The 15,367-nt window shown below is 61.7% G+C and carries 15 protein-coding genes; 13 read left to right on the top strand and 2 right to left on the bottom strand.

What is annotated here, in order from left to right:
• From AruPA_RS19155 to AruPA_RS19115, 9 genes are all read left to right on the top strand, one after another.
• On the top strand, positions 1-544 hold a 544-nt coding region (locus AruPA_RS19155; RefSeq protein ID WP_265638362.1), incomplete at its 5' end, for a tyrosine-type recombinase/integrase.
• The gene (locus AruPA_RS19150) at positions 541-1,539 is read left to right on the top strand and encodes a site-specific integrase (RefSeq protein WP_265638361.1); all 999 of its coding nucleotides are present in this window, start codon (positions 541-543) and stop codon (positions 1,537-1,539) included. The genes AruPA_RS19155 and AruPA_RS19150, both read left to right, overlap by 4 nt.
• 163 nt (positions 1,540-1,702) lie before the next feature.
• Positions 1,703-2,818 (top strand): Mu transposase domain-containing protein, encoded by a 1,116-nt coding sequence (locus AruPA_RS19145; RefSeq protein WP_265638360.1) that lies wholly within the window; start codon positions 1,703-1,705, stop codon positions 2,816-2,818.
• Entirely contained in the window at positions 2,766-3,563 is a 798-nt protein-coding gene (gene istB, locus AruPA_RS19140; RefSeq protein ID WP_265638359.1) for an IS21-like element helper ATPase IstB, read from the top strand. The genes AruPA_RS19145 and istB overlap by 53 nt, the downstream gene beginning before the upstream one ends.
• Positions 3,560-3,790 carry a hypothetical protein gene (locus tag AruPA_RS19135; protein WP_265638358.1) on the top strand — a complete coding sequence of 77 codons (231 nt, stop codon included), beginning with the start codon at positions 3,560-3,562 and terminating at the stop codon, positions 3,788-3,790. Before istB ends, AruPA_RS19135 begins: the two co-directional genes overlap by 4 nt.
• 301 nt (positions 3,791-4,091) lie before the next feature.
• Complete coding sequence (locus AruPA_RS19130) at positions 4,092-4,787, top strand: replication initiator protein A (protein ID WP_265638357.1); 696 nt, start codon at positions 4,092-4,094, stop codon at positions 4,785-4,787.
• 486 nt (positions 4,788-5,273) lie between these two features.
• Positions 5,274-5,813 (top strand): S26 family signal peptidase, encoded by a 540-nt coding sequence (locus AruPA_RS19125; protein ID WP_265638356.1) that lies wholly within the window; start codon positions 5,274-5,276, stop codon positions 5,811-5,813.
• Between the two features lie 172 nt (positions 5,814-5,985).
• Positions 5,986-6,690: a lytic transglycosylase domain-containing protein gene (locus AruPA_RS19120; RefSeq protein WP_265638355.1), complete on the top strand. Its 705-nt coding sequence runs from the start codon at positions 5,986-5,988 to the stop codon at positions 6,688-6,690.
• A 679-nt stretch (positions 6,691-7,369) separates the two neighbouring features.
• On the top strand, positions 7,370-9,145 hold the full coding sequence (locus AruPA_RS19115) for a DUF3363 domain-containing protein (protein WP_265638354.1): 1,776 nt from the start codon (positions 7,370-7,372) through the stop codon (positions 9,143-9,145).
• A gap of 260 nt (positions 9,146-9,405) precedes the next feature.
• Here AruPA_RS19115 and ggt read toward each other — a convergent pair whose 3' ends face one another.
• On the bottom strand, positions 9,406-11,169 hold the full coding sequence (gene ggt / locus AruPA_RS19110) for a gamma-glutamyltransferase (protein WP_265638353.1): 1,764 nt from the start codon (positions 11,167-11,169) through the stop codon (positions 9,406-9,408).
• A gap of 114 nt (positions 11,170-11,283) precedes the next feature.
• Between ggt and AruPA_RS19105 the strand changes: the two genes are divergently transcribed.
• From AruPA_RS19105 to AruPA_RS19090, 4 genes are all read left to right on the top strand, one after another.
• Positions 11,284-11,472 (top strand): hypothetical protein, encoded by a 189-nt coding sequence (locus AruPA_RS19105; RefSeq protein ID WP_265638352.1) that lies wholly within the window; start codon positions 11,284-11,286, stop codon positions 11,470-11,472.
• Between the two features lie 655 nt (positions 11,473-12,127).
• A complete protein-coding gene (locus tag AruPA_RS19100) occupies positions 12,128-12,757 on the top strand; it encodes a CHAP domain-containing protein (RefSeq protein WP_265638351.1) in 630 nt (209 codons plus the stop codon).
• 83 nt (positions 12,758-12,840) lie between these two features.
• Entirely contained in the window at positions 12,841-13,854 is a 1,014-nt protein-coding gene (locus AruPA_RS19095; protein WP_265638350.1) for a PQQ-binding-like beta-propeller repeat protein, read from the top strand.
• A gap of 26 nt (positions 13,855-13,880) precedes the next feature.
• Positions 13,881-14,519: a TlpA disulfide reductase family protein gene (locus tag AruPA_RS19090; RefSeq protein ID WP_265638349.1), complete on the top strand. Its 639-nt coding sequence runs from the start codon at positions 13,881-13,883 to the stop codon at positions 14,517-14,519.
• Between the two features lie 12 nt (positions 14,520-14,531).
• On the opposite strand, the gene AruPA_RS19085 is transcribed toward AruPA_RS19090, so the two are convergent.
• Positions 14,532-15,365 (bottom strand): TlpA disulfide reductase family protein, encoded by an 834-nt coding sequence (locus AruPA_RS19085; RefSeq protein WP_265638348.1) that lies wholly within the window; start codon positions 15,363-15,365, stop codon positions 14,532-14,534.
• Positions 15,366-15,367 lie beyond the last annotated feature (2 nt).

The raw sequence follows: 15,367 nt of genomic DNA, 5'->3' as shown, positions 1-15,367 counted from the left end.
CAACCGCCCACCATCACGCTTTTTCGATGCTGCAATTCCCATGATCCACCCTCATCCATGCATTCCAACGCTTGGTAGAGAATCGCAGCGAATCGGCGCAATACCTAGACCTATGGAAAATGGGGGGATTCCTGAGGTTCCGCTGCACCCTTCCACCGTGACGGCGCTGACCGATTACAGGGAACGGCGAGCCCGCTTCCTGGCTAATCGGCTGATTCCCTATTGGTTCGTCAATAGGCTTGGCAAACAAGTCCGATGCGACGCCGTCGACGGAATGTTCCGTCGATTGGCCAACAGATTGGGATTGGTCGGCAAGAAAGGACAACGACATCCGCGCCTACACGATCTTCGGCATCGATTCGCCATTACAACTCTTATTCGGTGGTACGGCGACGGCCAGGACGTCGAGCGCCGGCTGCCGGTCCTCTCAGCCTATCTCGGCCACGTCGAGGTCCGCAACACCTATTGGTATCTGTCCGCCTGTCCGGAGCTTTTGGCCGCGGCCAAGGACAGGCTGGAACGACATTGGGAGGCGGCACCATGACGGCCGCCGCGAGCTTCGCCACATTGCTGACGCGCTATTTTACTCAGCGGCTGATTCAGCAACGGTGCGCCAGCCCTCACACCATCAGTTCGTACCGGGATACGTTCCACCTCCTGTTGTTGTTTGCCAAAACGAGGCTTGGCAAGGAGCCGTCGCAACTCACCATCGAACAAATCGACGCTCCTTTGGTGAGCGCCTTCCTAGACGATCTCCAGAATCGGCGGGGAATCAGCGCCCGCAGCAGGAATCTTCGATTGACGGCCATTCGGTCATTCTTTCGCTTCGCCGCGTTCGAATTGCCGGCTCAGTCGGAGCCGATCCAGCGCATCTTGGCCATTCCCTGCAAGCGCCACGTTCGTAAGCAGATTCACTATTTGACACGGCCGGAGGTCGCTGCCCTGCTTGCGGCGCCCGATCGAACCACGTGGTCTGGTCGCCGCGATCATGCCTGGTTGCTGCTCGCGGTTCAGACGGGACTGCGCCTGTCCGAGCTTACAGGCTTAACCCGGCAAGCTGTTCAGTGCGGAGCCGGCGCTCATGTCCATGTGCTCGGCAAAGGCCGAAAGGAACGCTGCACACCGCTGACGAAGCAGACGACAGCCGTATTGCAGGCGTGGCTGAAAGAACCGGCGCGGGGCGATGGCCAAATCGTATTCCCCAATCGTCAGGGTGGACGAATGAGCAATGACGGCCTGCAATATCTTTTGGCGCAGCACGCTAAAATGGCACGCCAAGACTGCCCGTCGTTGAGCAATAAGAAGGTATCGCCTCATGTCTTGAGGCACACCGCGGCGATGGAACTCTTGCAAGCCGGCGTCGACACCACGGTCATCTCACTCTGGCTCGGCCACGAATCCGTTGAGACCACCCACGTTTATTTGGAAGCGGATCTCGCCATGAAAGAGAAAATGCTTGCCAAAACCACGGCCCATGACGGTACTCCAAGCGTCTACAGGCCGCCAGACGCGCTGCTCGCCTTCCTCAAGGCGCTTTAAGACTGACGAGGACTATGCCGAGGAACCAAGCGTAGCCGCCGCTACGAATCCCGAAGCCGCCGCGGACTGGAGGGCCAGCCATTCAATACTCGGCATAGTCCGGTTCGCGGCATAGTGGGCACACTTCGGTCATCTCGACATCGGCCGCGCGCGGCGTCCCTTGATGGCGTTCGTCATGGTTCTGTCCTACTCGCGCCAGATATTTTTGCGCTTCTGCTTGGACGCCCGCATGGAAAATTTTCTCCGCGGCCACGTCGCGGCCTTTGCCGCATGGGATGGGGTTCCTCGTGTTCTGCTCTACGATAATCTGAAGAGCGCAGTGCTGGAGCGGCGCGGCGACGCAATTCGCTTCCATCCAACGCTGCTCGGCTTCGCCGGTCACTATCGCTTCGAACCACGGCCGGTGGCGATCGCCAGGGGCAACGAAAAAGGCCGGGTGGAAAGAGCGATACAGTACGTTCGCCACGCGTTCTTTGCCGCTCGCACCTTCAAGGATATCGATGATCTCAACGCTCAGGCCGAGGCGTGGTGCAGCGGCGCGGCCGCTGACCGCCGGTGCCCTGGCGAACCGGAGCGCACCGTCGGCGACGTGTTCGCGACCGAGAAAACCCGCCTGCTGGCCCTTCCGGACAATCCGGTGCCGCTGCTGGAGCGCGTCGTCGTCTCGGTTGGCAAAACGCCTTATGTCCGCTTTGACCTCAACGATTACACCGTGCCGCACGCCTATGTCCGGCGGATCCTGACTGTGCTCGCCGATCCGCATGAAGTGCGCATAGCCGACGGTGCGCAGGTGATCGCCTGCCACCCGCGCAGTTACGACCGCGGTGCGCAGATCGAAGACCCCGCCCATGTGCAGGCTTTGGTCGATGCCAAGCATGCCGCCCACCAGCACAGCGCCAATGACCGCCTGGCGCATGCCGCTCCGGCCAGCCAGACCTTGCTGAACCGCGCCGCCGAGAACGGCGCCAATCTCGGCGCCATCACCACCGCCCTGATCCACCTGCTCGACCGCTACGGCGCCGCGGCACTGCAAGATGCCATCCTTGACGCCATGCTGCACGACGTGCCGCACCACAGCGCCGTGCGCCGGGCCCTCGAACGCCAGCGCATGAAGCAGGGCGCTGAGCCACCGGTGGCCATCATTCTGCCCCCGCATGTCCGCGACCGCGATGCGCCCGTGCAGCCGCATGCGCTCGAAACCTACGACCAGCTGAAGGACAATACCGATGCAGCCATTACCGACACCGCAAATAACTCTGCCTCTGGCGACGGCGATTAACCAGGATGTCCAGCGGGCCCGCGCCGGCGCGCTGCATTTGCACGGGCTGCTGGCGCATTGGGATGAAGTGATCAACGAAAGCTGGGTCACCACACTGCTCGGCTGGGAGGAGCAGGAGCGCGCGCGTCGTAGCCTCGAGCGCCGGCTCGGCACCGCCCGCATCGGCCGGTTCAAACCGATCTGCGACTTCGACTGGGGCTGGCCCACAAAATGCGACCGTGCCGCCATCGAGGCATTGATGACGCTGGACTTTCTCAATGACGCCACCAACGTTGTGCTGGCCGGGCCCAATGGCGTCGGCAAATCCATGCTGGCGCAAAACATCGCCAACCAGGCGCTGATCGCAGGCAATACCGTCCTGTTCGCCAGCGCCGGCCAGCTGCTCGGCGATCTCTGCGCGCTTGACAGCGATGCGGCACTGCGCCGACGGCTGCGGTATTATGCCCGGCCAAAACTGCTCGTCATCGACGAGGTCGGCTACCTGTCCTACTCCAACCGCCACGCCGACCTGATGTTCGAGCTGATCTCGCGACGCTATCAGAAAAACAGCACCATGATCACCACCAACCGGCCATTCGCCGAGTGGCGCGAGGTGTTCCCCAACGCCGCGTGCGTCGTCTCGCTGGTAGATCGCCTGGTGCACAATGCAGAGATCATCACCATCGCCGGCAGTTCCTACCGCCTCAAGGAGGCGCAGGAGCAAACCGAGCGACGCGCCGCCAAGCGCCGCAGCGGCAAAGCGTGACCGAGTCTCCCGAGATGCCGCTGCCCGCCCATCTGGGTCCGCTTGCCGTCGATATACCGCGCACCTGGACACCCGAACAGGCACTCGCGGTGTACGAGCTGATCACCGATCTGCGCGACGCCATCTGGCTCCTTTACGGTTGCCAATTGATGGATGAACAGCGCAGCCAGTGCGCCGGTCCCGCACCCGACACCATCGGCGATGCCAGCGACCAGGCGGAATTCTGAGAGGCGCATTACCACCGCTCCGCGCCCGCCAGCTTTGAACCTGGCCCAATCAAACAATCATCCTGCGGTTCGATCAAGACGACCATCCCGCCGTCCCGACCTGCGCTCCGCCCCCGCCGTCGCGCGCAGGGGCTGTCAAGGATGGCCAAAGGCCACCGCGCGCAGCGCGGCGCGTAGCGTCCTTTACAGCCCCGAGCACGACGGCACTATCAACGCAGAAGGGCGACGATGAAACCGCAAAACCCCTCCGAAAAAGTCGCCGCCGCCATTTATCAGCGGATTCTCACCGCCGCTAACACCAGTGGCAGGTGCCACCGCCATTGCGACGATCTGGGATGCCGACATCCTGATCTGGGCCATCGGACAGCTTGTTCAGGCGCAGGATGAGCGGCTAACCATCTCCCGCCGGCTGATTGCCCCAGCAAGCCGCATTCTGGGCTTCCTAAGGCGTGGTACCGGGCGCAGCCAGTATGTCAGGCTCACTGCCGCCATCGGCCGTCTGACAGGCACCGTGGCGGAGACCACACTCGGCACCACCGATATTGCGCCGATCCGGTTCCGCTGGATCGAAGCCTCCGAAATGACGCCGGCAGGCATCCTGCTAACCCTGCCGGACTGGTTGCTCATGGCGGTGCGGCAGCGCCGGGTGCTCTCCATCGATCCGGATTATTTCGGTTTGAGCGGAGGCATCCAGCGATGGCTCTGGCTGCTCGCGCGCAAGCACGCGGCTCAACAATCCACAGGCTGGGTGGTTTCATTCGACCTGTTATACGCCCGATCCGGGAGCGCCGCACGGCACTGCGACTTCGTCGCGGCCCTTCGCAGATTGGCGCGCTCCGGGCGGCTGCTGACGTATCGGCTCGAACCTGTGTGGCACCGCGGCAAGGAGGGGGTGCGGATCGGTCGATATGCCGTGCCCATCCACAGTGCTGCCCTGGTGCCTGGGGATAACCCGGCTTTTTGTCCCCAAATCAGGGGGACCTCCTGTGAACGGTAACGGCCTATCACCCGACGGGTCACGGCCTATTACCCGCTTTTGCGCGGTCTATCAAACGGACCCAAGCAGAAAAAATCTAGCTATCTCAGTTGATTACGCGGCTTTTTCCCGCCCCTACTTTCTTACTGAATCTAGTACTGAGTCTTACCTTGTTATAGTAGGCGGCCGAGGGCGAAAAACCGGCGTTCGAATCGTCCGAAGCGACTTGAGTTGTTCAACGCGTTCAGCCCAGCCACCGCTCCGCCGAAAGCATCGAAAGCAAGCGGCATTGAGGAGCGGGCTGTGGGAACGGCATCGCCTGCTTGCCAGCTTCCAAGTTGTCACTGGGCAGAAGAAGATCTTGCTTCTCACCACCCGCCTAGCGGCAATGGCGATGAGGCAGTGTGACCTTCTGACCAGCCTAATGCTGGCATCCGTGGGTCTCCATGCCGAGCTCTCGCTCCACGTTATTCCCGGCTGGCTGCGACCCAGTGAGGATAACGCGCCATGACGCATCTCCATCATCCAATGCGCAGGGTATTGGGCGGCGGTATCGCCGGCTTGATCTTGATGGTGGCATCCGCACTGCACGCCCGTCCGTTGATCGTGTGGAATTCCACCGCCAGCACACCGATCGGCCTGTGGCTTGTTCTGTCTCAATCGAGCCGGGATCACCTCCGCGTCGGCGATTTCGTGCTGTTCTGGCCGGACCGGCGCAGCGCGAATCTGTTCGCAAAACGCGATTATCTGCCGCTTGGCGTGCCGCTGCTCAAGCGCATCGTTGCCACCGCTGGACAAACGGTTTGCGAGCGGCACGGACAGGTTTGGATTGAGGGCCGCCATGTCGCCGATGCGCTTGAACGCGATGGGCGCGGACGCCGACTGGTTGCCTGGAGCGGCTGCGGACCTCTCCCTCCCGGGTTTGTCTTCGTGCTGATCCCCAGCGTCCCAACTTCGCTTGACGGGCGGTATTTCGGGCCGACGCCGATCAGCAGCGTCATCGGTCGGGTTACGCCACTCTGGACGCCCGGAACGCACGTGCCATGACTGGACAACATCCTCCCTCGAACGTCCTGTTGTTCCACCACGGCACGGCCACACTGCCGCCTCTGCTGATCACTGGGCCGGCAGCGCGCGCAGTGATGGTCCATTGCGTCGCGCAGGCCGCTCTTGTTATCGTTACGTCGTGGGCATTGTCCATCGCTAGAAGCCGCCAACCGTGGCCCTCGTAGCCCTGGCCACAATGTGCGGTCTTGCTGCCAAAGCAGCCTTATTCGTGCCGCTTCATGGGTTACCGCCTTGCCAGAACGTTGCGAAGATTCCCCACGCCGATGTGATCTCCCGCATTGCCGCTTGGCAACCCGATATCGCGGCAGCATCACGTCGTTTTGGTGTGCCCGAGCACTGGATCAAGGCCGTGATGCGCGTCGAGAGCGACGGTCATTTGACAATGAACGGGCGACCAATCCGATCATCAGCCGGTGCGATGGGCCTGATGCAGGTTATGCCCCAGATCTACGCCGAGCTGCGTATCCGCTACAATCTCGGAGCCAATCCGTATGCACCGCGCGACAACATCATGGCCGGTACTGCTTATCTGCGCGAGATGTTCGATCGGTTCGGTGCCTCCTGGTTTCTGGCGGCCTATAACGCCGGTCCGGCTCGGCTTGAGCAGACGCTGCTCACGGGTCGCGGACTACCCGTGCAGACGCAGCGTTATCTCGCGGCAGTCGTGCCGATGATCAACCGAACAACGGAGACGCCGCAGATGATCGCAAGTCGCGCGCTTGTTTCGATGTTCACCTACCGAGCCGCGACCGAGTTTCGCCAAAAAGTGCGTCCTGCATCAAGCGCCGAAGATGGTCTGTTCGTGGCTGGAGGTCAGCCGATTAATCAGGAAGCGTCATCTGGTTCGACCCCATGACAGCGCCAAGACTGCCGGCGGCTCAACTTAAAAACTGCGCATTATCTGCGTTTGCGTTACGCGTCGGCATTGCTGCGATCCATGGATAACAACCTATCGGGTCGGGGCGGGTAAAAGCGCGGCGGAATGTAGCAATAGCGTCATCCGGCGAGGTATGGCGCCTGAAGAATTTGCATGAAAGCCATTGAGGATTTCTCAGTTCAGGGAGGGCAAGATAAAGGTGCGTGGCACCACACGGCCCCGATCGCCGCGATTTTCGTGTCTGCACATTGGGTTAGCGAGAGCACGCACCGTGCCAACAGTTTGCCGACGGCACGTCGGTCCTGCCTGGATCTGTGTCTTCGCTTCAGATTCCGCCGTGCCATCAAAGCACCTTCTCGATGTTCGGGATCATCAGCATGATCAGGCCATGGCTCACAATGAAGACGACCTGCCTCTTCGGCCCCGGCTCGGACGCAAGGGCAGCGCTGGCGATCGTCCGGCTCTGGCAGCGACGCAAATCAAACGCGCAATGTCACGTGCAGGGGCACTCCGCAGACAAGCTGTACTACCCTCACCGAACGCCAGCCGTGATATTGCCAGTCTTCCCGCCAAACGCGGTCGTGGCGCCACCTTTGCACGCGGTAGGGCCGCATCACCCCATGGATGGTCGAACACCAAGCCCGGTGCCCGAAGGGTTGTGGTCAAGGCGCGCTACACTCCGATGCGGGCCGGCAGCCGCGCCGCGGCAGTCCATCTTCGTTATCTCCAGCGCGATGGCGTCACCCGCGATGGTGCTCCAGGGCAACTCTACTCGGCGACAGCGGATCGAGCCGAAGGCTCTACCTTCCTCGATCGGGCAGAGAGCGACCCGCGCCAGTTCCGGCTGATCGTAGCGCCCGAGGATGGATTGCAGCTTTCGGACACCAAATCTTTCACGCGCGACCTCATGCACCAGGTCGAGCGGGACCTAGGGACGAAGCTCGATTGGATTGCCGTCGATCATTTCAACACCGGCCATCCGCACACCCATATCGTGATCCGCGGCGTCGACGACTTGGGCGAAAACCTGGTGATTGCTGGTGCCTATCTCGCGCATGGCATCCGCGAACGGGCATCGGAACTCGTCACTATCGAGCTTGGTCCGGAAACCACGGTCGAGCGGCAGCAGAAACTCACGCGCGAAATCGACCAGGAAAGACTGACCAGAATCGACCGCGCTCTGCTCCGGGAAACCCAAGAAACGGCCGACGGTATCGTGGACATGCGACCCGCCGCACATGCAAATCATACAGACTTTGACCGGCATCTCCGGATCGCGCGGTTGCAAGTCCTGCAGCGGCTTGGCGTTGCCCAGGAAACCGAAACTGGCCGCTGGTCGCTAAACCCTCACATGGAGCAGACCCTGCGGCAACTCGGCGAGCAGGGCGACATCATCAAAACTATGCACCGCGCGATGACGAGCCAAAAGATTGATCGCGCCTCCGAACAGATCGTGATCCATGGCAAGGACGAGGCGATGGCTGCTCCGATCACCGGCCGGCTGCTCGCCCGTGGGATTGGTGCCGACGAATTGGGCGACCGCGTTCATCTGATCATCGACGGTATCGACGGCCGCACCCACTACATCGAGCTTCCAACCTCAGCGGTTAAAATTGAAGCTACCCCGCTTGGCGCCATCATCCAGATTGGCGAAGCAGATCGGCAACCACGTGCCGCCGATCGAAACATCGCCTATATCGCGGAAGAAAACGACTGGCTATATCGCCCGAAAGATCACCTGGCAACGGCACGCGCCGATCGAGGGGTCGTCGATCCGGTCGCCTACGTCGAGGCGCATGTTCGCCGGCTGGAAGCCTTGCGGCGCGCCGGAATTGTCGCCCGACTTGACGCAGATCAGTGGCGCATTCCAGCGGAGTTCGAACAACGTGCTGCCATGCACGGTGACGGACACACTCCTGCTACCAGCCTGCGCGTTCTCACCACGCTCGACTTGGAAACCCAGATCGCCAGCGACGGCGCCACCTGGCTGGACCGGCAACTCGTCGGGAGGGATGGCACGCCGGTTACCGCAGCGGGCTTCGGCGCGGAGGTCGGAAGAGCCTTGGACCGACGGCGTGAGCATCACATTACGCAGGGGGATGCGAGCCGGGACGGGAAGGGGCGGCTCCTCTATCGGCGGCATTTGTTGGCGACACTCCAAGGCCGGGAACTGGTGCGCGTTGGCCAGGAGATCGCCACGGCACAGGGCTTGCCATTCCGCGTCGCGTCGGCCGGCGAAACGATCCGCGGTACCTATCGTGAGGCGGTGCAGCTTGCTTCCGGCCGCTTCGCGCTGATTGAGAACGCACAAGAGTTCACCCTCGTGCTCTGGCGACCCGTCATCGACCGCAGTCTCGGTCGAGAGGTTGTTGGGGTCATGACGGATGGCGGGATTTCATGGCAGCTCGGACGAGGCCGTGGGCTGGGCGCTTGATGCCATCATCGATTCGCGCGAGCAAATCTCGGTTGCCGCCGTCACTTCATGGTCTGGCGGCTCCGTAAAATGCCGGCAGGTACTCTATTACGATCACCGTTCTATCAGTCGATACTCCAAGCGCCCGGTCCAACTAATTCGCGTCTCCAACCTCGCGACCAACAAGGCCACGCAGTTCTACGGACAAGCTCGGAGCGCGACAGGAATGTCTCCATTCATCGGATTCCGGTTGCCGAGTGCGACAGTCCTCCAGCTTCTCGTCAGTAACCGATAGCGGCTCCTCCGGGACGGCGGTCATCGTTCGCGCCGTAGAATCGACCCGGCCGGAGTGCCCGACCGCGCTCCGAATCATTGCCCGATGACGGGGCGCTGGTCGCATCGCGTGGCGGTCCTACCTCGATGAGTTCCAGCGCTCCCCACGGGGTTTCCCGCTTCAACGTGTAACTCATCCCGCGAAGCAGCCTTGCCGTATCGGGCGACACTGCAAATCGTTCGACGTCGATACGGTCTGGCAGGCCCTGTTCGTGAAACCGCGGTGCGTCCGCCGCTTCCTGCGGACCCATGCCGTAATCGATCACGTTCATCAGGGCTTCCAGAGTGATGGTGATGATGCGCGATCCTCCAGGCGAACCGAGCACCAGGAACACATGGCCGTTCCTGGTGACCAAGGTCGGCGCCATCGACGAGAGTGGTCGTTTGCCGGGCGCGATCGCGTTCGCGTTGCCCTGAACCAGCCCGTACAGGTTCGGAACGCCGGGTTTGGAGGTAAAATCGTCCATCTCGTCGTTCAGCAACACGCCGGTATTGCCGGCCATTTCGATCGCTCCGAAATAGCCGTTCAGCGTATAGGTCATCGACACCGCGTTGCCCTGGCCGTCGATCACCGAAATCTGGGTGGTCTGGTGGCGCTCCTGGGGTGCGGCGGCGGGAGCGAGACTTGCTGACGGTGTCGCCCGGTCGGGGAGGATTGCGGCACGGATGGTTGCGGCATGGCGTTGAGACAGCAGGCGGGCGAGCGGGTTTTTCACGAAAGCCGGGTCGCCGAGATCGGCGTTGCGGTCGAAATAGGCGTGCCGCATCGCCTCGGCCATCAGGTGAATCGATGCGGCGGAATGGAAGCCCAGCGCTTTCATGTCGTAGCCGCTGAGGACGTTCAAAATTTCGCACATTGTCGTGCCGCCCGATGACGGCGGAGGCGTCGAGACGATGGTATAGCCGCGATAGGTGCAGGTGAGTGGCGGGCCGATCGCCACATGATAATGGGTGAAGTCGGCCACGCTCAGGATGCCGTCGCCGGCGGTCGAGGCGGCGGCGATCTCTTGCGGGATGCGTCCGGTGTAGAAAGCCTTTGAACCATCATGCGCGATCGACTGCAGCGTATTCGCCAGATCGGTCTGCACCAGCCGGTCGCCAGGGCGCAGAGCGGCGCCATCAGGCCGTAGAAAAATTTTCGCGATGTCACGCTGGCGGCGAAACGCGGCGGTCGCGATATCCAGAATGGCCGTGTCGGGCCGTGTCAGGACGAAGCCTTCCCGCGCCAATCGAATGGCCGGCGCCATCACCTGCCCGCGGGTCAGCCGGCCGTAGCGACGCAGCGCGGTGTCCAGTCCCATCACCGTCCCTGGCACACCGACCGCTTTGTAGCCGCGCAGGCTTTCGCCCGGCACCACATTGCCGTGCGGGTCGAGATACATGCCGGCAGTCGCGGCACCCGGCGCGGTTTCGCGGAAATCGATGAACTGCTCGCGCCCGTCCGCCAGATGAATGATCATGAAGCCGCCGCCGCCGAGATTGCCACAGCAGGGATTGACCACCGCCTCGGCGTAGCCGACGGCCACGGCCGCATCGATGGCGTTGCCCCCCTCCTTGAGAATATGCACCCCGACCTCGGAGGCCAGGCGCTGCGCGCTGACCACCATGCCGTGAATGCCCTCAACCGGTCGCGGTGATACTGCATTCGCAGGGGATCCCAGGAAGCCGGCGAGAGAGACGAGTCCCGCGACCACCGCCAAGCGTCGTCCCATCTAGCTGTTCTCCTGTCCCGTTGCCGGCGATCGAGGGACGATACGAGACGGTTTGCCATCCGGAACCGTTAGTCTCTTTGAAAGACAAACCGTTCATGGTAGCGCTCGATGTCCATGGCCAACCTCAACAGAACTCTGACTCGTGGTCAACACCTCGGAATCGCCTTGATTTTGCTCTTCATCGGCAGTTTTCTGACGATCGCGATCTATGGCGCGCTACGCGGCGACACCGTCGCGGCGTCGCACATTTCCGCGGTCCCTTCTTCCGAGATGCAGGCTCAACCTCTCGCGCCGAAATCATGATCGCCGGTCGGGGATGCGACGCCTGAAAAGGTTGATTTCGATGATTGCGCGCGATGGCGGATGTTGTCTTGGGCAAATCCGTTAGGTAGAACCCGAATGTGCTCAGAATCGTGGGTCACCTCCTGATTGCGACAATCTTGCTGTTCGGCAGCATGACGGCGTTTGCGCATGGCTCGGCAAATGAGGGCCGATCAGCCGCCGGGGCGGCCTACTTCCAGAGACCGGCAGATGGAGGCGGAAATTTCCGCGCATCGGTCTCTGAGGGCCAGTTGCAGTGTAGGACCCTTGGCTGTGAGGTCCAAAATACCGTGCGCCCCGAAGTATTCGTGCCTTTGCCATCCATGATCAGGCTCGCGCCGCGCATCCATGGATCACGGTCGCCGCCAAGCGGCATCACGCTCGATTGCGAACTTCCCCCACCGAAAGTCAGCAGAGTCATCTGAACGCAACTCGGTAGATGTTGCGGGTCTGAAAACTGGTGCTTCGTCGCCCTGACCACGCCCGAGGGCAGCATCGGCAATAAGTGTGTCAGCACGCCGATAAAGCTGCCGTTAAACAAGCCCTTAGCGGCGGGGTCGTGCGGTACGATCGTGCAACGCGACGATGCACCATCCACTCGGAACAGGATCGACTTTGGCTAAGGTGTCGCGTAAAAATGAGTCAACGACTGATATTCTGGATGCTTTGCAGCGTCCTTGCGTTCTCGACGATCAAGTTTGCCACAGCGCACGCAGATAGCGTTCACCGCCATCCCGGCCGAACAAGGTTTCGCTCCGGAATGGCCCATCATCGTGATGCACCGCATCCCGACCATGTCAGCTACCTCTGGTGCGTTCCCTATGCGCGAAAGCTGTCGCACATCAGGCTTCGTGGTGACGCTTTTTTGTGGTGGGCCGAAGCCGACGGCCGATATCTGCGTGGGCCGCGCCCGCGCGTAGGTTCGATCCTGGCATTTCGCTCGATTCCACGAATGCCGCTCGGTCACCTTGCGGTGGTCGTCAAAATCATCAATAGCCGGGAAATCCTGGTGAACGAAGCAAACTGGGTTCCGGATGCCGTCACCCGCGACGTGCCGGTCATCGATGTTTCGCCAGGCAATACCTGGACTGATGTGAGGCAGTCCACTGGAAACGGTGCTTTCGGCCTGTCGTACGCGACCTACGGGTTCATCTACAGCAACGAGCAGCCGACAATCATGGCCGATCGCGCCGCAGACACAGAGGTCGCGCAAGCTCCGCCTGCCCCGACGTTGCGCCTGGACGGCCCGGATCGAAATCTGCGGTGATCTCTCTCAGGCGCAAGATGTTGCCAGCACGACCCCGTCGAGTCCCGTCAAATTTTCTCTCACGTGATGGAGGTGTTTCAAATATGGCTGAAAAATTTGGCCTGGCGCGCCGTGCCGTGCTTGCCGCTCCGGCACTTCTCGTCGCACCCGGCCTTGGCGGTGCAGCGACAACGGCGGCCGCCGCCCCGGCCCCCTTGTGCATTGTGCTCAACTCCGGTGGCGCCACCGTATCGATCATCGACATGGCGAGCCGCCGCGTCTTGCGGGAGGAACCGACCTTTCGCGAGCCGAGCCACTGGGCACTGGCGGCCGACCATAAGCGGCTGTTGATCGCCGATGCCTCCGGCAATGCTCTGTTCTTCCTCGATCCGGCGACAGGCAGGGAACTCGGCCACAAGATGATCCCGGACCCATACCAATTGTGGTTCAGTCCGGATGGCCGTTTTCTGACAGTGAACTGCCTCCGCCTCAACCATGTCGATATCTACCACGCCGACACGCTGAAACTGGCCCGCCGCTTTCGGGTCGGCTCAATGCCAAGCCACCTCAGCTATACGCCGGATTCGCGTACCCTTTTCACGTCGATGCAGGATTCCGGCACGCTGGTCGCCATCGACCTCACGACGATGACCGAACGCTGGACTGCCAAGGTCGGCAAAACGCCGGCCGGCGTCTTCTGGCATGATGGGGTGGTGTTGGTCGGCATCATGGGAAGCGACACTGTGGCGGTAATCGATCCCGCCAACGGCAGGGTGATCCGGCGCATCGTGACCGACAAGGGGGCGCATACAACATTTCTCACGCCCGACCGCAAGCAGATCTACGTCACCAATCGCGTTGCCGGGTCGCTCAGCGTGCTGGATGCAAAGAGCCTCGATGTGGTCAAACACATCCCGATGCCGGGCGGCCCGGACGATATCTGTTTCGCTCCAGACCGTCGGCTTTGGATGTCACTGCGTTTTTCCTCACACGTCGGGGTGTATGATCCGGCGACCGGGAAGACCGATCGCATTCCGGTGGGCCGCTCGCCGCACGGCATCTTTATCTCGACCCTTCTGACCGACGCGCCGGCGCGCGCGGCGATGCGGATTACGTGAAAGCGTTGAGGAGGAAGCCTCTGCAAATGCCTGATCGCCAGACACCGAAGCGCGCTTATCCAGACATATCCAGGCGCCGTGCCAGCTGCCAGATTGCAGGTGCGTTCGGCGCCGCCGTTTTGGCGAAAGCGCCTGTTGCAGCGGCCAGCCAACCGCCTCCGGCATTCTACAGCAGCGGCGGTCAATATATCCAGTTGCAACCCGAACGACTTGCGCCGGACGCGCCGATAAAGACGGCAGGCGGGAGCGTCATCGACTTCGGCCGCTATCGCGGAAAGGTCGTCTTGTTGAACTTCTGGGCGACGTGGTGCGCGCCATGCGTTCATGAAATGCCATCGCTGGACCGGCTCGCCGCCTCGGCAGACGACAAACTGTTGCAGATCGTGCCGATTGCGATCGATGACGGCGGACAGGAGACCGTTCGTGCGTTCTATCGCCGGTTTGGACTTTCACATCTCGGGGTTTATGCCGATCCGGACCAGCAGATCGGATATTTTGACGCTCGAAACGTCAATCACGGCGTGTTTCCGCTTTATGCGTTGCCTATCACCTACGCGATCGACCCCTTCGGCAGAATCGATGGCTATATTCCGGGTGCCGCGCGGTGGAACTCAGCTCGTGCCAAGGCCCTGATCAAATATCTTACCGGGCGAGCGGCTCCGTGATAGCGCGCAACGTCACGGCGAGGAGAGTTTTGCGCCGATGCCGGCAAGCTTTATGGCCAGGACCGCAGCAGTCAGTTTCCCGACATAGATCGATCGTATGATGCCCTTACGATCGACGAATATCGTCGTCGGTACGGCAAAGCCGCCCGTCCTGGCGAAAAGTCCGGTGGAAGGCGATCTCGCTTTTTTACCTGAGACCGTCGGCGGATCGACCCACACCGGGTAACGGACCGGCGCCGGAGCAAGAAACTGCCGGACCCGTCGCGCCGGCTCGGCCAGATCGGCTCCGACCATCGCAAGGCCACCCTTCTGCCGCGTTGCAAAGGTGCGGCTCAGCATCGGCATTTCTTCACGGCAAGGCAGACACCAGGTCGCCCAGATATTGACCACGGCAGGGCGGCCACGCAGGTCGGAGAGGTTCACCGTGCGCCCGTTCAACGTCATCAACCCGACACTCGGTAATTGGCTGCCCTGATGCAGCCGGTCGGCGGGAACGAATCGCCCGATCGTGGCCAGTGATCCCACGTACAAAACCGTCAGAGGGATCCCGGCAAACGCGATCACGCGGAGTTGAGGGAGCGAAACCCGGCGGCGCCAAACCAGCCAGCCGAGATAGGCGAATCCAACGCCGAACCCAGCCCACGGCGTGTAGCCCGGCTGCCAGATAAAGACTGCGTTCAGGATATGCGGTCGATAGGCGGAAAAATGCTGTGCGACATAGGCTAAGCGCGCGCCGAGCACGCCGATTAGGAACATGCGCTCGACCTGGCCGCCGAGCGCACCATCGCTGACGCGCCAACGCTTGCCGAGCCGATTGGTAAGCCAGATCGTCATGGCGGCAAACACGA

Source organism: Acidiphilium sp. PA, from assembly GCF_026191915.1.
Classification (GTDB): domain Bacteria; phylum Pseudomonadota; class Alphaproteobacteria; order Acetobacterales; family Acetobacteraceae; genus Acidiphilium.
This window is presented reverse-complemented; position numbering and strand designations above follow the sequence as displayed.